This is a genomic window from Mycobacterium ahvazicum, assembly GCF_900176255.2.
GTDB lineage: Bacteria > Actinomycetota > Actinomycetes > Mycobacteriales > Mycobacteriaceae > Mycobacterium > Mycobacterium ahvazicum.
Window position 1 is genome coordinate 2108259 of sequence record NZ_FXEG02000002.1, and the last position, 16663, is coordinate 2124921.

9 protein-coding genes are annotated in these 16663 nt (G+C 68.0%); 6 read left to right on the forward strand and 3 right to left on the reverse strand.

Annotation, left to right across the window (positions count from 1 at the left end; translation table 11 throughout):
- Positions 1–15: 15 nt before the first annotated feature.
- From MAAFP003_RS12100 to MAAFP003_RS12110, 3 genes are all read left to right on the forward strand, one after another.
- On the forward strand, positions 16–6372 hold the full coding sequence (locus MAAFP003_RS12100; protein WP_096287213.1) for a type I polyketide synthase: 6357 nt from the start codon (positions 16–18) through the stop codon (positions 6370–6372).
- Positions 6372–9446 carry a type I polyketide synthase gene (locus MAAFP003_RS12105; RefSeq protein WP_096287215.1) on the forward strand — a complete coding sequence of 1025 codons (3075 nt, stop codon included), beginning with the start codon at positions 6372–6374 and terminating at the stop codon, positions 9444–9446. The genes MAAFP003_RS12100 and MAAFP003_RS12105 overlap by 1 nt, the downstream gene beginning before the upstream one ends.
- Positions 9447–9593: 147 nt before the next feature.
- Entirely contained in the window at positions 9594–10664 is a 1071-nt protein-coding gene (locus MAAFP003_RS12110) for a type III polyketide synthase (protein WP_096287217.1), read from the forward strand.
- Here MAAFP003_RS12110 and MAAFP003_RS12115 read toward each other — a convergent pair.
- Genes MAAFP003_RS12115 through MAAFP003_RS12125 form a run of 3 tightly spaced genes read right to left on the reverse strand, consistent with a single transcriptional unit; the run spans position 10647 to position 14137 of the window.
- Complete coding sequence (locus tag MAAFP003_RS12115; protein ID WP_096287219.1) at positions 10647–11954, reverse strand: cytochrome P450; 1308 nt, start codon at positions 11952–11954, stop codon at positions 10647–10649. The two genes, MAAFP003_RS12110 and MAAFP003_RS12115, sit on opposite strands and share 18 nt — an antisense overlap.
- Positions 11955–11959: 5 nt before the next feature.
- Entirely contained in the window at positions 11960–13741 is a 1782-nt protein-coding gene (locus MAAFP003_RS12120) for an ABC-F family ATP-binding cassette domain-containing protein (RefSeq protein ID WP_096287221.1), read from the reverse strand.
- Between the two features lie 36 nt (positions 13742–13777).
- Complete coding sequence (locus tag MAAFP003_RS12125; protein WP_096287223.1) at positions 13778–14137, reverse strand: YbaB/EbfC family nucleoid-associated protein; 360 nt, start codon at positions 14135–14137, stop codon at positions 13778–13780.
- A gap of 238 nt (positions 14138–14375) precedes the next feature.
- Here MAAFP003_RS12125 and MAAFP003_RS12130 point away from each other — a divergent pair, with 238 nt between their 5' ends.
- The 3 genes from MAAFP003_RS12130 to MAAFP003_RS12140 are packed head-to-tail and all read left to right on the forward strand — an operon-like array spanning position 14376 to position 16612.
- A complete protein-coding gene (locus MAAFP003_RS12130) occupies positions 14376–15644 on the forward strand; it encodes an EspA/EspE family type VII secretion system effector (RefSeq protein WP_133160847.1) in 1269 nt (422 codons plus the stop codon).
- Positions 15645–15695: 51 nt separating this feature from the next.
- Positions 15696–16028, forward strand: coding sequence for a type VII secretion target (locus MAAFP003_RS12135; RefSeq protein ID WP_096287227.1), 333 nt, complete (start codon positions 15696–15698; stop codon positions 16026–16028).
- A 32-nt stretch (positions 16029–16060) separates the two neighbouring features.
- Positions 16061–16612 carry a secretion protein EspD gene (locus MAAFP003_RS12140; protein ID WP_096287229.1) on the forward strand — a complete coding sequence of 184 codons (552 nt, stop codon included), beginning with the start codon at positions 16061–16063 and terminating at the stop codon, positions 16610–16612.
- The last annotated feature ends 51 nt before the right edge of the window (positions 16613–16663 follow it).

Consider the following 16663-nt stretch of genomic DNA (forward strand, 5'->3'; position numbering starts at 1 on the left):
CGCCAAGGAGCGCCCGTGTCGGACACCGACAAACATCTTGATTACCTGAAGCGGCTGACCGCCGATCTGCGGCGCACCCGGCGCCGGGTGGCCGAACTGGAGGGCAAGCTGTCCGAGCCGGTTGCGGTGGTCGGGATGGCGTGCCGGTATCCGGGTGGAGTGGATTCGCCGGAAGCATTGTGGGACATGGTGGTTGAGGGCCGTGACGCCGTGTCGGATTTTCCTCCGGACCGGGGCTGGGACGTGGCGGGGTTGTACGATCCCGACCCCGATGCCCCCGGCAAGATGTACGTGCGGCAGGGATCATTTCTCGGCGACGCCGGCGATTTTGATGCCGGGTTCTTCGGTGTCGGCCCCAGCGAGGCGCTGGCAATGGATCCACAGCAGCGCTTGATGCTGGAGCTGTCGTGGGAAGCGCTGGAGCGCGCGGGAGTCGACCCGCTGGGGTTGCGGGGCTCGGCGACGGGCGTGTTCGCCGGCGTGATCCATGCCGGTTACGGCGGGCAGGTGGAAGGCGAGCTGGAGGGCTACGGGCTCACCGGCTCGACGCTGAGCGTGACCTCCGGCCGGGTGTCGTACGTGCTGGGCCTGGAAGGCCCGGCCGTATCGGTGGACACCGCGTGCTCGTCGTCGCTGGTGGCACTGCATCTGGCCGCGCAGTCGTTGCGATCGGGGGAATGCGACTTGGCCCTGGTCGGTGGCGTCACGGTCATGGCCACCCCCGCCGCCTTCGTCGAATTCAGCCGGCAGCGAGCCTTGGCCCCCGATGGCCGCTGCAAGGTGTACGCCGGGGCCGCCGACGGCACCGCCTGGTCGGAAGGCGCCGGTGTCCTGGTGGTGGAGCGGTTGGCGGATGCACGCCGCGCCGGGCACCCGGTGTTGGCGATCGTGCGGGGCACCGCCGTCAACCAGGATGGCGCGTCCAACGGGCTGACCGCCCCTAACGGGCCCTCCCAGCAGCGCGTCATCCGCACCGCGCTGGCCAGCGCGGGCCTGACCGCGGCCGACGTCGACGTGGTCGAGGGCCACGGCACCGGAACCGTGCTGGGCGATCCGATTGAGGCGCAAGCGTTGTTGGCGACCTATGGCCAGGATCGTCCGGCGGACCGTCCGCTGTGGCTGGGGTCGATCAAATCCAACATCGGTCACACCTCGGCCGCCGCCGGCGTCGCCGGGGTCATCAAGATGATCGAGGCGATCCAGCACGGGGTGTTGCCGCAAAGCTTGCACGTGGATGTGCCTTCGCCGCATGTGGATTGGTCGTCGGGCGCCGTGTCGTTGTTGACCGAGTCGCGCGCCTGGCCGAGTGGCGACGGGCCGCGGCGGGCCGGCGTGTCGTCGTTCGGGATCAGCGGGACGAACGCCCACGTGATCATCGAGCAGGCACCGGCTGCCGAAGCCGAAGACGTTGTCGCCGAACCGGATCCGCGCGAGACGGCGTGGGTGCTGTCGGCTCGCTCCGAGCAGGCCCTGGCCAATCAGGCCAAGCGGTTGCTCGCCCACGTGGCCGGGGACGCGAAGCTGAGCCCGGTGGACGTGGGGTGGTCCCTGGTGACGACACGCGCGGTGTTCGACCATCGGGCCGTGGTGGTCGGCGCGGACCGGGACCGCCTGATCGCCGGCCTGAGCGAGCTGGCCGCTGGTGACCCGGGTGCCCGCGTCACGGCAGGGCGGGTCCGCTCGGCGGGCAAGACCGTGTTCGTGTTTCCCGGCCAAGGCTCGCAGTGGCTGGGGATGGGCCAGCAGCTTTACGAGCGCTTTCCGGAGTTCGCCCGGGCGTTCGACGAGGCGGTCGCCGCACTGGATCCGCATCTGCGGTTGCCGCTGCAGCAGGTGATCTGGGGCGAGGACGCCGAGCTGCTGCAGAGTACTGAGTTCGCGCAGTCGGCGCTGTTCGCCGTCGAGGTGGCGGTCGCGGCGTTGCTCGCGCATTGGGGCGTGCAGCCCGACGTGGTGACCGGGCATTCCGTCGGTGAGATCACCGCGGCCTACGTCGCGGGCGTGCTGTCGCTCGCGGATGCGGCGAAAGTGGTTGCGGGACGCGGCCGGTTGATGGCGGCGTTGCCGGCCGGGGGCGCGATGGTCGCGGTTGCCGCCGGCGAAGCCGAAGTCTTGCCGTTGCTGAGCGCGGATGTGAATATCGCGGCGATCAACGGCCCTGACGCCGTGGTGATTTCGGGCCCCGAGGCCGCGGTCACCGCGGTGTCCGACGAACTCGCCGCGCGGGGCCGGCGGGTACATCGACTGGATGTCTCGCACGCTTTCCACTCCGCGCTGATGGAGCCGATGCTCGGGGAGTTCGCGCGGCTGGTTGCCGCAGTGACACCCGCACCGCCGCGAATCGGGTTGGTGTCCAACCTGACCGGCGAATTGGCCGGGCCAGGCTACGGGTCGCCGGAGTACTGGGTCGAGCATGTGCGCCGGCCGGTCCGGTTCGCCGACGGGGTGCGCACTGCCGAGTCGTTGGGCGCCCGGGCTTTCGTGGAGGTCGGTCCGGGTCGCGGTCTTACCGCTGCCGTCGAGCAGTCGTTGACCACCGAGCAGGCGACATCGGTGGTCACAGTGGCCAAGGACCGCCCCGAAGCGGAGTCGGCACTCCAGGCGCTCGGGCAATTGTTCACGATCGGCGTCCCGGTGGACTGGGCCGCGGCGGTGGGACACGGGCACCGCGTCGACCTACCCACGTACGGCTTTGTCCGGCAACGATTCTGGCTGCCCCTCGGGGCGGTGGGTTCGGGCAATGTGAGTAGCGTTGGGCTGGCCCGCGCCGCACATCCATTGCTGGGCGCGGTGGTGGAGCGGCCCGACTCCGGCGGCGTGGTACTGACGGGCTCGTTGTCGGTGAGCGGATCGCCCTGGCTGGCCGATCACGTCGTCGACGGTGTGGTGTTGTTCCCCGGCGCCGGGTTCGTGGAGCTGGCGCTGCGGGCCGGTGACGAGGTCGGCTGCTCGGTGGTCGACGAGCTGACCTTGTTGGCGCCGTTGGTGTTGCCGCCGGGCGGCACCGCGCGCGTTCAGGTCGTCGTGGACGCCGCGGGCGAGTCGGGTTCGCATGCCGTGTGGGTGTATTCGCGTGGTGCGGCGACGGATTCGGTCTGGGTGCTGCACGCCCAAGGTGCGTTGAGTGCGGCGGCGCCCGAACCCGCCGCGGACATGTCGGTGTGGCCGCCGGTCGGGGCGTCCGTCGTCGAGACCGGCGACGTGTACGAGGTGCTCGCGGCTCGGGGCTACGACTACGGGCCCGCGTTCCGGGGTCTGCGAACCCTGTGGCGGCGCGGCCAGGAGGTCTTTGCCGAAGTGAGTGCCGGCGAGGGTGTGACCATGGGCGGCTTCGGGATTCATCCCGTGGTGCTGGATGCTGCGTTGCACGCCTGGGGGATTGCCGAAGGTGGTGATTCCACCATGCTGCCGTTCTCCTGGCAAGGAGTCTGTTTGCATGCCGCCGGGGCCTCCCGGGTCCGGGTGCGCATAGCACCGGCCGGCGCCGGCGCGGTGTCGGTGGACCTGGCCGACGGAACGGGGCTGCCGGTTTTGTCGGTGCGGGAGCTGGTGGTTCGACCGATCTCGATCGGTGCGCTGTCGGCCGCCTTGGCCGCTGCTGCCGGCGGCGGTGGTGGTCTGTACGAACCCGCATGGTCGCCGGTTGCCCTGGAGGCCAAAACCATTGGCGGACAGGACGTGACGGTGTGGGAGCCGGGTTCGGGCACCACGGTTGAGTCGGTGTATGCGGCCACTCGTGAGGCGTTGGGTGTGTTGCAGTCGTGGTTGGCCGGCGGCGATGCGGGGCCGTTGGTTGTGCTGACTCGCGGCGCGGTGGGGCTGGCCGGTGAGGGTGTGTCCGATCTGGCGGGTGCGGCGGTGTGGGGGTTGGTGCGGTCGGCGCAGGCCGAGCAGCCGGGCCGGGTGGTGCTGGTCGATTCGGACGGTTCGCTGGATGTTGCCGAGGTGATCGCTTGCGGTGAACCGCAATTGGTGGTGCGTTCCGGCGTCGTGCACGCGGCGCGGCTGAGCGCCGTCGGGGCCGGGGCCGTGCTGGAGCTGCCGCCCGGCGGCTGGCGACTGGCCGCCGGCGGCGGCGGCACCCTGGAAGACGTGGTGGTCGCTCCGGCCGCACCGGCGGAGTTGGTTGCCGGGCAGGTGCGGGTGGCGGTGGCCGCGGTCGGGGTGAACTTCCGGGATGTGTTGGTGGCGTTGGGGATGTATCCCGGGGGTGGCGAGCTCGGCGCCGAGGGCGCCGGCGTGATCGTCGAGGTCGGCCCCGGGGTCCAGGGGTTGTCCGTGGGCGATGCGGTGCTGGGCTTGCTGGGGGTGGTCGGATCCGAAGCGATTGTGGATGCGCGGTTGGTGGCGGTGGTGCCGGCGGGCTGGTCGCTGCCGCAGGCCGCGAGCGTGCCGGGGGGGGTTTTGACCGCGGTGTATGGGGTGTCGGGGTTGGCCGGGTTGAGGGCCGGCGAGCGGGGGTTGGTGCACGCCGCGACCGGTGGGGTGGGGATGGCGGCGGTGCAGTTGGCCCGGCATTGGGGTGCGGAGGTGTTCGCTACCGCCAGCCGTGGCAAGTGGGACACGTTGCGGGCGATGGGCTTTGACGACGACCATATCGGCGATACCCGGACTCTGGATTTCGAGGAGAAGTTCCTGGCGACCACCGGCGGGGCCGGGGTGGATGTGGTGCTCAACTCGCTGGCCGGGGAGTTTCTCGATGCCTCGCTGCGGTTGCTGGTCGGCGGCGGACGTTTCATCGAGATGGGCAAGACCGACCTTCGCGACCCCGCGTCGATGGCACCGGGCGTGCTGTATCGCGCCTTCGACCTGATGGAGGCCGGCCCGGACCACATCGCCTCGATGCTGTCCGGCCTGATCGAACTGTTCGACGCGGGTGTGCTGAAGCCGTTGCCGGTCAAGACTTTTGACGTACGATCCGCGTCGTCGGCGTATCGGTTCGTCAGCCAGGCCCGCCAGATCGGCAAGGTGGTGCTGACCCTGCCGGACGGCCCGGACGATCCGGTGCTGGCGAGTTCGGGCGGCGGGCTGGCGGGGGGCAGCGTGCTGATCACCGGCGGTACCGGGATGGCCGGCTCGGCGGTGGCCGCCCACCTGGTGGCGCGCTACGGGGTGGCCCATGTCGTGTTGGTCAGCCGCGGCGGCGCCCAGGGCGAGGGGGTGGCGGAGTTGGTGGATCAGCTCAGGACGGGCGGGGCCGAGGTGTCGGTGGTGGCCTGCGATGTGGCCGATCGGGATGCAGTGGCGGCGTTGATCGCCGGGTTGCCGGCGCGGTACCCGCTCAAGGGTGTGTTCCATGCGGCCGGGGTGCTCGACGACGGGTTGATCGCGTCGTTGACGCCGCAACGCATGGACACGGTACTGCGGAGCAAGGTCGATGGTGCGTGGAACCTGCACGAGCTCACCCGGGACATGGATCTGTCGGCGTTCGTGATGTTCTCCTCGATGGCCGGCATCGTCGGGTCCCCGGGCCAGGGCAACTACGCCGCGGCGAACAGTTTCCTCGACGAATTGGCGACCTACCGGCGAGCCCACGGCCTGGCGGGATTGTCGATCGCCTGGGGACTGTGGGAACAGGCCAGCGGCATGACCCGACACCTCAGCGATCGCGATAAGGCCCGGATGAGCCGGGCCGGGTTGGCGCCGCTGTCCACCCCGCATGCGCTCCAGCTGTTCGACGAGGCCATGCTCGCCGACCGTCCGCTGCTGGTGGCCGCCCGCATCGACGCGGCCGGGCTGGGCTCGGGTGGCGCCGTCCCGCCGGTGCTGCGTGACCTGGTCAGGCGACCGGGTCGGCGACTGATCAGCGACGCCGACGCGGCGGTGTCGACATCGGGTCTGGCCACCCGGTTGCAGGGACTCAGTCCCGAGCAGCGTCACCACCAGTTGGTGGAACTGGTGTGCACCAACGCCGCCACCGTGCTGGGCAGGTCCAACGCCGACATCGAGGCTCAGCTGCCGTTCCAGGACCTCGGGTTCGACTCGCTGACGGCGGTGGAACTGCGCAACCGCATCAAAATGGCTACCGGACTTACCCTTTCACCGAGCCTGATCTTCGACTTTCCCACTCCCGCGGCGCTTGCCGAACACATCGACGGACAACTCGGCTCGGTGACCACGAGCGCGCACGCGGCCGCGCCGGACCAACTCGCTCGCTTCAATGACATCGCCCGCGAGTTGCAAACACTGGTCAACCAACCCAATTGGACGCCGGACGAAAAAAGCCGCTTGGCCGCCCGCATCCAGGCGATCGCCACCGAGCTGGCATCCCCACCACCGCTGACCAGCGAATCACACGTCATCGACGATGACATCACCACCGCCACCGAACGCGAACTCTTCGCGATCCTCGATGACGATCTCAGCCCCTGATGTCAGCCACTGACGTCGCAGTCATCGGCCTCGCCTGCAGGTTGCCCGGTGCCGCCACCCCGCGGGATTTTTGGCGGCTCGTTCGCGAGGGGTTGGAGGAGAATCGGCTACCCGGCGACATCGCCGAGTTCGACGCCGACTTCTTCAATCTGTCGCCCCGCGAGGCCAGTGCGATGGATCCGCGTCAGCGGGTGGCCCTCGAACTGGCCTGGGAACTGTTCGAGGACGCCTTTCTGGTACCCGAAACCCTGCGTGGCGAACAGGTTTCCGTCTACCTCGGGGCGATGACCGACGATTACGCCGTGCTGACGCTTCGCGACGGCGAGGACAACCTCGACCATTACTCCTTCGGCGGGGTCACGCGCGCCATGATCGCCAACCGGATCTCCTATGCGCTCGGCTTGCAGGGGACCAGCATGATCGTCGATTCCGGCCAGTCGTCCTCGCTGGTCGCGGTGCACCTGGCCTGCGAAAGCCTGCGCGCGGGCGAGTCTGCGCTGGCGATAGCCGGCGGGATCCACCTCAACCTGGCCGACGAAACCGCGATGCTGGAAACGGAATTCGGCGCGATGTCGACATCCGGCCACACCTACGCCTTCGACAGCCGCGCGGACGGCTACGTGCGGTCCGAGGGTGCCGGCGTGGTTCTGTTGAAGCCGCTGGCCGCCGCGCTGAGAGACGGAAACAGAATCCGCGCTGTCATCCGCGCCAGTGCGGTCGGCAATGCCGGCCACAGCTCCGCCGGCCAGACCGTGCCGTCGGTTCCCGGGCAAGCCGACGTCATCCGGCGGGCGCTCGCCCGGGCCGGCCTGGGCGCCGACGACATCGACTATGTCGAGGCGCACGGCACCGGAACGGAAGTCGGTGACCCGGTCGAGGCGCGGGCACTGGGTGAGATTTTCGCCGAGCGCCAGCAGAACCCGGTACGGGTGGGCTCGGTGAAGACCAACATCGGCCACACCGGCAGTGCCGCCGGAATCGCGGGCCTGCTCAAAGCGGTTCTGGTCGTCGAAAACGCGGTGATTCCGCCAAGTCTCAACTACGACCCAAGCGCTGTCGGCAATGACCTGAAAAGCTATGGGCTGCAAGTCAATACCGCACTGACGCCGTGGCCGAACGGGAACCGGCCGCGGCGGGTCGGTGTGTCGTCGTTCGGAATGGGCGGGACGAATGCGCATGTGATCGTCGAGCAGGCGCCCGCGCAGCCGGAAAGTGTTGTCGCCGAACCGCAACAAGTGACCCCGCTGCCCTGGGTGCTGTCGGCGCGCTCGGAGCAAGCCTTGATCAACCAGGCCGGGCGGTTGGCCGCCCACCTCGCCTCCGACGACGCCGCGACCGTGACGGACGTGGCGTGGTCGCTGGCGACCACGCGGACGGCCTTCGAACAGCGGGCGGTACTGGTGGGCAGCGATCGTCCAGCGCTCACCGCGGGCTTGACCCGGTTGGCCACCGGAGAGCGGGCCGCGATCACCGGCCGCGCTCGAGCAGCCAAGACCGCGTTCGTGTTTCCCGGCCAAGGTGCGCAATGGTTGGGGATGGGCCGCCAGCTCTACGACCGCTTTCCGGTCTTCGCCCGGGCATTCGACGAGGCCCTCGACGCGTTGAATGTCCACCTGCGTTCGGGGTTGCGCGACGTGATCTGGGGCGTCGACGCAGAGTTGTTGGCGAATACCGAGTATGCGCAGCCCGCGCTGTTCGCCATCGAGGTGGCGGCGGCGGGATTGCTGCAAAGCTGGGGAATCGAGCCGGATCTGGTGATGGGTCACTCGGTGGGGGAGATCACCGCTGCGCACATCGCCGGCGTGCTCACGCTCGACGACGCCGCACACCTCGTCGCGGCCCGGGGCCGCTTGATGGCGGCGCTGCCGGCCGGTGGCGTGATGATCGCGGTGGCCGCCAGCGAGGACGCCGCAACCCCGTTGCTCACCGACGGCGTGGCCATCGCGGCGGTCAATGCCCAGAACTCCGTGGTGCTTTCGGGCGCCGAAGCCCCGGTGGCCGCCGTGGCCGACCGGCTGGCGCAGCAGGGGGCGCGGGTACATCGCCTCGCGGTCTCGCATGCGTTTCATTCGGCGCTGATGGAGCCGATGATTGACGAATTCGCCCGCTTGATAGCTGACGTCAAAGCCGACGAACCGCGGATTGGCTTGGTGTCCAACGTGACTGGTGAGCTCGCCGGCGCCGACTACGGAACGGCAGAATACTGGGTTGAACACGCGCGCCGGCCGGTCCGCTTCGTCGACGGCGTTCGGTTGGCGGAATCGTTGGGGGCCAACACGTTTGTCGAGGTCGGCCCCGCCGCGGGCCTGAGCGCTGCGGTGGAGCAGTCGCTGAACACCGAGCACGCCGCCGCGGTGGCCACGCTGGTCAAGGAGCAGCCCGAAATTGACGCGCTCATGAGCGCGGCCGGGCGACTCTTCGTCAACGGCGCGGCGGTCGACTGGCCGTCGATCGTGGCCGGTCTGGGTGGACGGCGTATCGATCTGCCGACGTACGGCTTTGCCCGGCAACGGTTTTGGCTGGGGTCACGCGCGGACGCACCGGCGCTGCTAATCGACCGCGCGGCGGATCTGGCCGAGCAGTTGCGCGCGATGGCACCCGAGGACCAGCACCGTCAGCTGGTGGAACTGGTGCGCGCGCATGCGGCAACGGTGCTGGGGCACTCGAGCGCTCGCGACATCGACACCGAGCGCGCCTTTTCCGACATAGGCTTTGAATCGCTCACCGGCGTCGAACTCCGCAACCGTCTGAAAGCCGCCACCGGGTTGGCCTTGTCGCGCACGCTGATCTTCGATTTCCCCACCCCGTCGGCGTTGGCCGATCAGCTGCGTCGGCAACTGCTGCACGGCGAACGCGAAGCGTCCGACGACGAGAAGACGTGGGCGGCGCTGAGGAAAATTCCGTTGGGCGACCTTCGGCGAACGGGCTTGCTCGACAAGCTCTTGCTGCTCGCGGGCGACGCGGAAACCCCGCGTGCCGATCCCCAAGTCAACGAGGACGTCATCGACTTGTTGAGCACCGACGCGTTGATCGCTATGGCGTTGGAGTCCAATAAATCCGATGATGGTGAATGACGAAATCCCTGCTGGGGGGCCTGATTCCGCGCGACTCTCCCGGGCTGTATCCGACACATGTTGAATAGCCGTATCTTTGCGGCCCTGAACCAGACCGCATAAACTTCCGTGCAATGGGGAGGGAACCGTTTTAGGTAGAGGTCAGGTATGAGCGTCATCGCAGGTGTGTTCGGTGCAGTGCCGCCGCACCGTTACAGCCAGGGCGAGATCACCGACCAATTCGTCAAGTTCCCGGTCTTGCAGGAGCACGAAGCGATCGTCCGGCGTCTGCATGCCGGCGCGAAGGTCAACAGCCGCCATCTCGTGCTGCCTCTCGAGCAATACCTGTCCCTGACCGATTTCACCGAAACGAACGAAATCTTCATCGAAAATGCCGTCAACCTCGGCTGCGAGGCGCTACTGGGTGCTCTCGACGAGGCGGGACTGCAACCCCAGGATGTCGACATAATCGCCACCACGACCGTCACCGGCGTCGCGGTGCCGTCGTTGGACGCCCGCATCGCCGGGCGGATCGGCCTGCGCCCGGATGTGCGCAGGATTCCGCTCTTCGGCCTGGGCTGCGCGGGCGGCGCGGCAGGGGTGGCGTCCCTGCATAACTACCTGAGGGGCGCGCCGGACGGCGTCGCGGCCCTGGTGTCCGTCGAGCTGTGCTCGCTGACCTTTCCGACGGTCAAGCCGACCGTATCGGGGCTGGTCTCGACCGCGATGTTCGGCGACGGGGCGGCCGCCGTCGTGGCGGTCGGCGGTCGTCGCGCCGACCAAGACGGGCAATTGCGCGCCAGCGGGCCCGACATCGTCGACTCCCGCAGTCGCCTCTACCCGGAATCACTGCACATCATGGCGTGGAACGTCGGCCCCGCCGGGCTGCAGCCGGTGTTCTCCCCGGAGCTCGCCACGATCATCGAGCGCCACCTGGCCGGCGACGTCGACCGGTTCCTCAGCGGGCACAGCCTGACCAGGGCCGACATCGAGGCGTGGGTGGCCCATCCCGGTGGACCCAAGGTGATCGACGCGATCGGCAAGAGCCTTGAGCTGCCTCCCGAGGCACTCGAGCTGACCTGGCGCTCACTGGGTGAGATCGCCAACCTCTCGTCGGCGTCGGTGCTGCACGTCCTGCGTGACACCATCGCCAAGCCGCCGGCCAGCGGCAGCCCGGGCCTGATCGTCGCGATGGGCCCGGGATTCTCCTCCGAGCTCGTGCTACTGCGCTGGCACTGAGTCGGCGATTTCGACGACCAGTCCCGGGGTGGGACTGAGCGCGGCGAGGTTGGCCGCACGGATTCGCTGAGCGGGCAATCGCAGCGTCGTCCGGGCCACCAGCCGGGCCAGCATGACCGTCATCTCGGTCGTCGCCATCACGGCCCCGATGCAGCGGTGCAGCCCGCCACTGAACGGAATGAACTCATGCGGTGCGGGCTTGCGGTACTCCGGCGCATCCGGGTCCCAGCGGGCCGGGCGAAACGCGCGTGGGTCCGGCCACACCTCGGGCAGCCGGTGGGTGACATAGGCGCTGAAGATCAGCAATCGGCCGGCCCGGATGCGGTGTCCGTCGAAGGCGAGGTCGCGCATCACCCGGCGGGCGGAGATCACGCCGGGGGAGTACAGCCGAAGCGTCTCCTGCACGACGCCGTGCAGGTAAGTCAGCGCGTCAAGGTCGGCGGCGGCGGGCGGCTCGTCGCCAAGTATCCGCCGGACCTCGTCGGCGGCGGTGTCCCAGGCGCCCGGCAGGGTCAGCAGCGTGTAGATCGCCCAGGCCAGCGCACCGCTGGTCGTCTCGTAGCCGGCGGTGATCAGCGAAATGATCGAGTCGCGAATCTCGTTGTTGCTCAACGAATATCCCTCGTCGTCGCGACCATTGATCAACATGGTCAGCATGTGGTCGTCGGGTCTGGGCGCGGTGCGGGCGTCGGCGATCAGGCTGTCGATGAAGTCGTCGAGGCGCTCGCGGGCAGCCATCGCGCGCCGCCATCCGCGGGAGTTGAGACGCCGCTGCAGCTCCACGACCTGGGGCAGCTGGTGGGTGAGGTCCAGTAGCGGCTGGAGTTGTTCACCGAGGAAGTCGGAGTGCATTGCCAGGCGTGGGCCGAACAGGCTCTCGGCGGTGCTGCGCCGCACCGCGAAGCGGCACTGCTGGTAGATGTCCAGCCGTTGCCCTGGCCGCCAGCCGTCGATCACCGCGTCGATGTTGGAGACCATGGTCTGCACGTAATCCTGGATCTGCCGGTGACGCAGCCCCGGGGCCACCACGCTGCGGCGACGGCGGTGATCGTCCCCGTCGCTGACGATCAGCGCGGTGGGCCCGTCGACCCAAGCGAGGCTCTGGAAGGTCTGCGCCCAACTGAACGCGTCCGCGTTGGCAAACACGAACTTGTTCGCCTCGGGGCCGAGCAGATAGGTGTAGCCGTGCCGGCCGACGCCGGAATTGATCACCGGGCCCCGCAGCCGGTACAGCGCGAGCAACCCTTCGCCGGGAAGGTAGCGAACCGGTCCGTGCGTCTGCTTCCTCATCGTGACTACTCGAGCACTTCCGAGAGCTCGAGCCACCGGCTCTCCAGCGTGGTGACTTCGTCTTCCAGGCCGCGCAGCTCGCCGGTCAGCCGGTGGATGCCGACGTGGTCGGACTGGTCATGGTCGGCGAGTTCGACGTGTTTGGCCGCGATCCGGTCGGCCAGCCGGGCGAGCTGGCGGTCCACCGACGCGAGCTCCTTTTCGGCGGCGCGACGTTGGGCGCCGGACATCGCCTCGGGTTCGGGTGTCGCGGGCGCCGATGGTGCAGCACCCCTCGACCGGGCGGCCAGGCGCAGGTACTCGTCGACGCCGCCCGGCAGGTGGCGCAGGCGGCCGTCGAGAATCGCGTACTGCTGGTCTGTGACGCGCTCCAGCAAATAGCGGTCGTGCGAGACGACGATCAGGGTGCCCGGCCAGGAGTCGAGCAGATCCTCGGTGGCGGTCAGCATGTCGGTGTCGACGTCGTTGGTGGGCTCGTCGAGCAGCAGGACGTTGGGCTCGGAAAGCAACGTGAGCATCAGCTGCAGTCGCCGCCGCTGTCCGCCGGACAGCTCGCCGACGCGCGCCGAGAGCTGGCCGCGTTCGAACCCGAGCCGCTCCAGCAGCTGGGTGGGGGTTACCTCGCGGCCCTCGACCTCGTAGCCACCGCGCAGGCTGGTCAAGACGTCGGCGATCCGATCGTCGACATACTGGTTCAGCAGGTCGCCCTGTTGGTCGAGCACCGAGAGCGCAACGGTCTTGCCGCGCTTGACCCGCCCGGTGTCGGGCGTGACGGTGCCGGCGATCAACCCCAACAGCGTCGACTTGCCCGCTCCGTTGGCGCCGAGGATGCCGGTCCGTTCACCCGGGCCGATGCGCCATTCGACGTCGCGCAGCACCGGATGCCCTTGAAAAGGCGGGAACGAGACCGACACGTCCAGCAGATCGATCACGTCCTTACCGAGCCGGGCGGTGGCGAGCTTGGCCAGCTCGACGGTGTTTCGCAGCGGCGGCACGTCGGCGATCAGCTCGTTGGCGGCATCGATGCGGAATTTCGGCTTGGAGGTCCGCGCCGGCGGACCCCGGCGCAACCAGGCCAGCTCCTTGCGCATCAGGTTCTGCCGCTTGGCCTCCACCGCGGCAGCCTGCCGGTCCCGTTCGACGCGCTGCAACACGTACGCCGCGTAGCCGCCCTCGAAGGGTTCGACGATTCCGTCGTGCACCTCCCAGGTCGTGGTGGCGACCTCGTCGAGAAACCAGCGGTCGTGCGTCACGAGCAGTAGCCCGCCGGTGTTGCGCGCCCAGCGCTGTTGGAGGTGGCCGGCCAACCAGGTGATGCCTTCGATGTCGAGGTGGTTGGTGGGCTCGTCGAGGGCGATGACGTCCCACTCGCCGATCAGCAGCTCGGCCAGCTGCACCCGCCGCCGCTGCCCACCACTGAGCGTGGAAACCGTTGCATCCCAATCGATATCCGCTACCAGCCCACCGACAACGTCGCGGATGCGCGGATCGCCGGCCCACTGGTGCTCGGGCATCTCGCCCACCAGCGCCCAGCCGACGGTGTGTCCGGGGTCCAGAGTGTCGGCCTGGCTCAGCGCGCCGACCCGCAATCCGCTGCGCTGGGTGACCCGTCCGGAATTGGGCGTCAGCTGACCGCTCAGCAGGCGAAGCAGGCTGGACTTGCCGTCGCCGTTGCGACCGACGATGCCGATGCGCGCGCCGTCATTGACCCCGAGCGAGATCGAATCGAAGACGACTTGAGTCGGGTATTCCAGGTGAACGGCCTCGGCCCCCAGTAGGTGCGCCACCGGCCGACGCTAGCAAGGCGGGCCCGGACGCCGCGGCTAAGGCTGTTGTTGAAGATCCCCGAGCTGCTGCTGGAGAGCGCTGACGACCGCCGCGACGGTGTCTTGGAGCTGCTGCTCTTCGTCTTCGGAGGCCGCGATCGTGGCCGCCTGCGCCTTACGTAGGGCCTCGTTGAGGCGCTGCTGAACCGTTTCGGCGCCCATCCGCAGCAGACCGGGTTCGATCCGCAGGCCAGTGAGCCAGCGATCTCCGTTGACGGTTACCGTTACGGTCTCGGTTTCGTCTGTGGCAGTGAAGGTTCCGGTGCTCATGCGAAATGCGTCATCCTCGAAGGCCGAGACGAACCGCTGCAAATGCTGCAGCGCTTCGGTCACCTGCGGGTCGGTCTGGCCGGTCATCCGAAGTCCTCACTCGCGGCACACTTTCGCCGGAGCATACCGATTGTGTTCTCGGCCGGGCCGATCGTCGGTGTACAACGTTTTAATGCTGGGTGACCGAAGAAAGTTTCGCGCCCGGACCCCAGCGGCGGCGCTGTTAAGCTGACGCCCCACATGGCGTCACGCAATCGGCACCGGGCGTATGCCGACCAGAACGTGCTCGTTGACAGATCCGGCTGGTGTAAAGGGGCTGCGTCGAATGGTGAACTGGGCTAGCTTAACCAGTCTGGTTTTGAAACTTACGGCTAACTCCGCAGGCGCCTGGAAGAGTTACGCCCTGGATGGCGATATCGCCGGTATGAGCATCAGTATCGGCACGACATTTCAATTGGTTCTCCAGGAAGGGTTAAAGGCGCTCCCCGGTGACGGCATCAAAGATATGCTCGAACTGAAGCCGACACTCTACCTCGAGAACGCCGTCGCGCTGGTCAGCCTGTTGGAATGGTTCAACGGGTTCGGCAAACCCGACAAGGGGACAGTGCTGTCGGACGCGGCGAAACCGAATTTCGATGCGGCCCTGGCTAACTTGAAACTCGCGGCGCCTGATGACCTGCACTGGTCCGGCAAGGCGTCGCTCGCCTACGGGCAGTTGATCCACGAGTTGCAAGAGTGCATCAAGGCGGTGCAATCTACCGACAAGGACCTGCAAGGCTATCTGAAATCCGAAGCCGAGCTGGTTTTCAATGTGCGGCAGCAATTCGGATATACAAAAGCCGCACTCGCCGCGTGTATTCCGGTGGCCTGGGCGATCTACTTTTATGCCTTGGCTGCAGCCTCCGCCGAAAATGTCCTTTGGATCCCCCCGCTTACTCCTCAGATAATTGCTCTGCAAACTACCAAGAGATGGCAGATTGCATTCATCGTGGCCGCGCTCGGAGCCCTCGGGGTCGAGACGGGAATTCACATTGACAAAGTCGCGTCGAACGCTGCCGCGATGCAGGCCGCCGTGCCGGCGAAGTATGACGCCGCTCGCGGCGCCCTGACCATGCCGAATCCGTCGAATGCCGCCGGAGCCCACCAGGCGGTGTCGGCGGCAGGCGGGGGATCGATTGCCCCCGGCTTCCGCACGCCGTCCGCTGTCGGGGGCACCGCCTCGGGCGCCCCTTCGGGGCGGCACGCCGTGGCGACCGGCACGAGGGCGCGCGGAGATCTCCCGGCGAGGGAGCACGCGCAACCGGAAGCGCCGGGCGCAGTGCCGAGCGAGGCCGCTGCAACGGCTCCGCCCGCACCGGCGTTCACGTCGCCCGCCGTCTCGCACCCGGTGCCAACCGCGGTGTCGCAGCCCGCGAGACACCGCAAAGAGACTGGGGCGGCGGCCGGGCAGGCCACCGGCGGAGAGTCCGCGCCCGGGGTAGAGGTCGCCGATGTCGGAGCGGCTGCCGGTGCGGCGGGTGCCGAGCGTGCGCCGATCGACGTCGAGTCGGTCACCGCCGAGCAGGCACCGGATGCAAGCGCGACCAGTCGTTAGGGAACCAAACCTGTTGCAAGAGAAGCAGTTTCGTTCAAGGAGACCAGCGCTGTGGAAAATGTAATAGTCGATCCGACCTACATCGACAAGCTGCGCGACGCCCTTGCCGCCGTCCGTACCAGCGTTGACGCGGCCTTTGGGGCACCACGATCTGTGACAGGCGGATACCCCGACAAACTCATAGACAGCCACGGGCTTACCGCCCGCGCGGGCGCCAACGCCATGATGGCAGCGCTGGATGGGAACCGCGCCGCCGTGCAAGCGCGCCTCGCCGCATGCCTGACAGCGTGCGACCAAGCGCTGCAGGCGGCCAAGGCGATGTACGCGGCGACCGACGGGGCGCAGCGTGATGCGCTCGACCATCAGCTGGATGCCGGCAACTGACCGAGGTACACGACTCGAAGAAAGAGAATGCGATGCCCCGAGACGACGACGGCCAGGACGACGTTTCCGCCCTTGTCTTCTTCGATACCAACCAGCCCGGTGCTGACGACGACGGGACCGCGGACAGACAAGCCCTGACCTTCGACGCCGGCGGCGATGTCGATGCGCCCTCGGCTGTCGATGCGTTGCGAGCTCAGGGGACGACGAGTCAAGCCGTGGACGCGGAGCGAGAAGACGACGACGGGTCCGGCTTCCTGGCCAAGGTGACCAATCCCCCCGGAACGGTCTCGATCACCGCGCTGCCGGATGGCAGCGTCGTGCAGATCGACCTTTCTCCGAAGGTGACGAGCATGACGGAAGCAGCGCTCGTTGACGAAATACTTGCCATGGCCGAGCTGGCCCGGCAAAAAGGACTGGCCGGCCAGCAGGCGTTTGTCGTCGATGCGGTGCGGGCTCTGGGATTGGGTCCTGGCGACGGAGTGGACGACGAACTCATCGTCGGGGCCGCGGAATTGCCGACACCGGAACAGGCCGAGGCGGCACAAGCGCATCTGTTCGCCAGCCGCTACGTCAATACCGACTGATCGTTCGACACGGCGTTTCAGCCGCTCCGCGCTGTCAACACTGCAGACGAG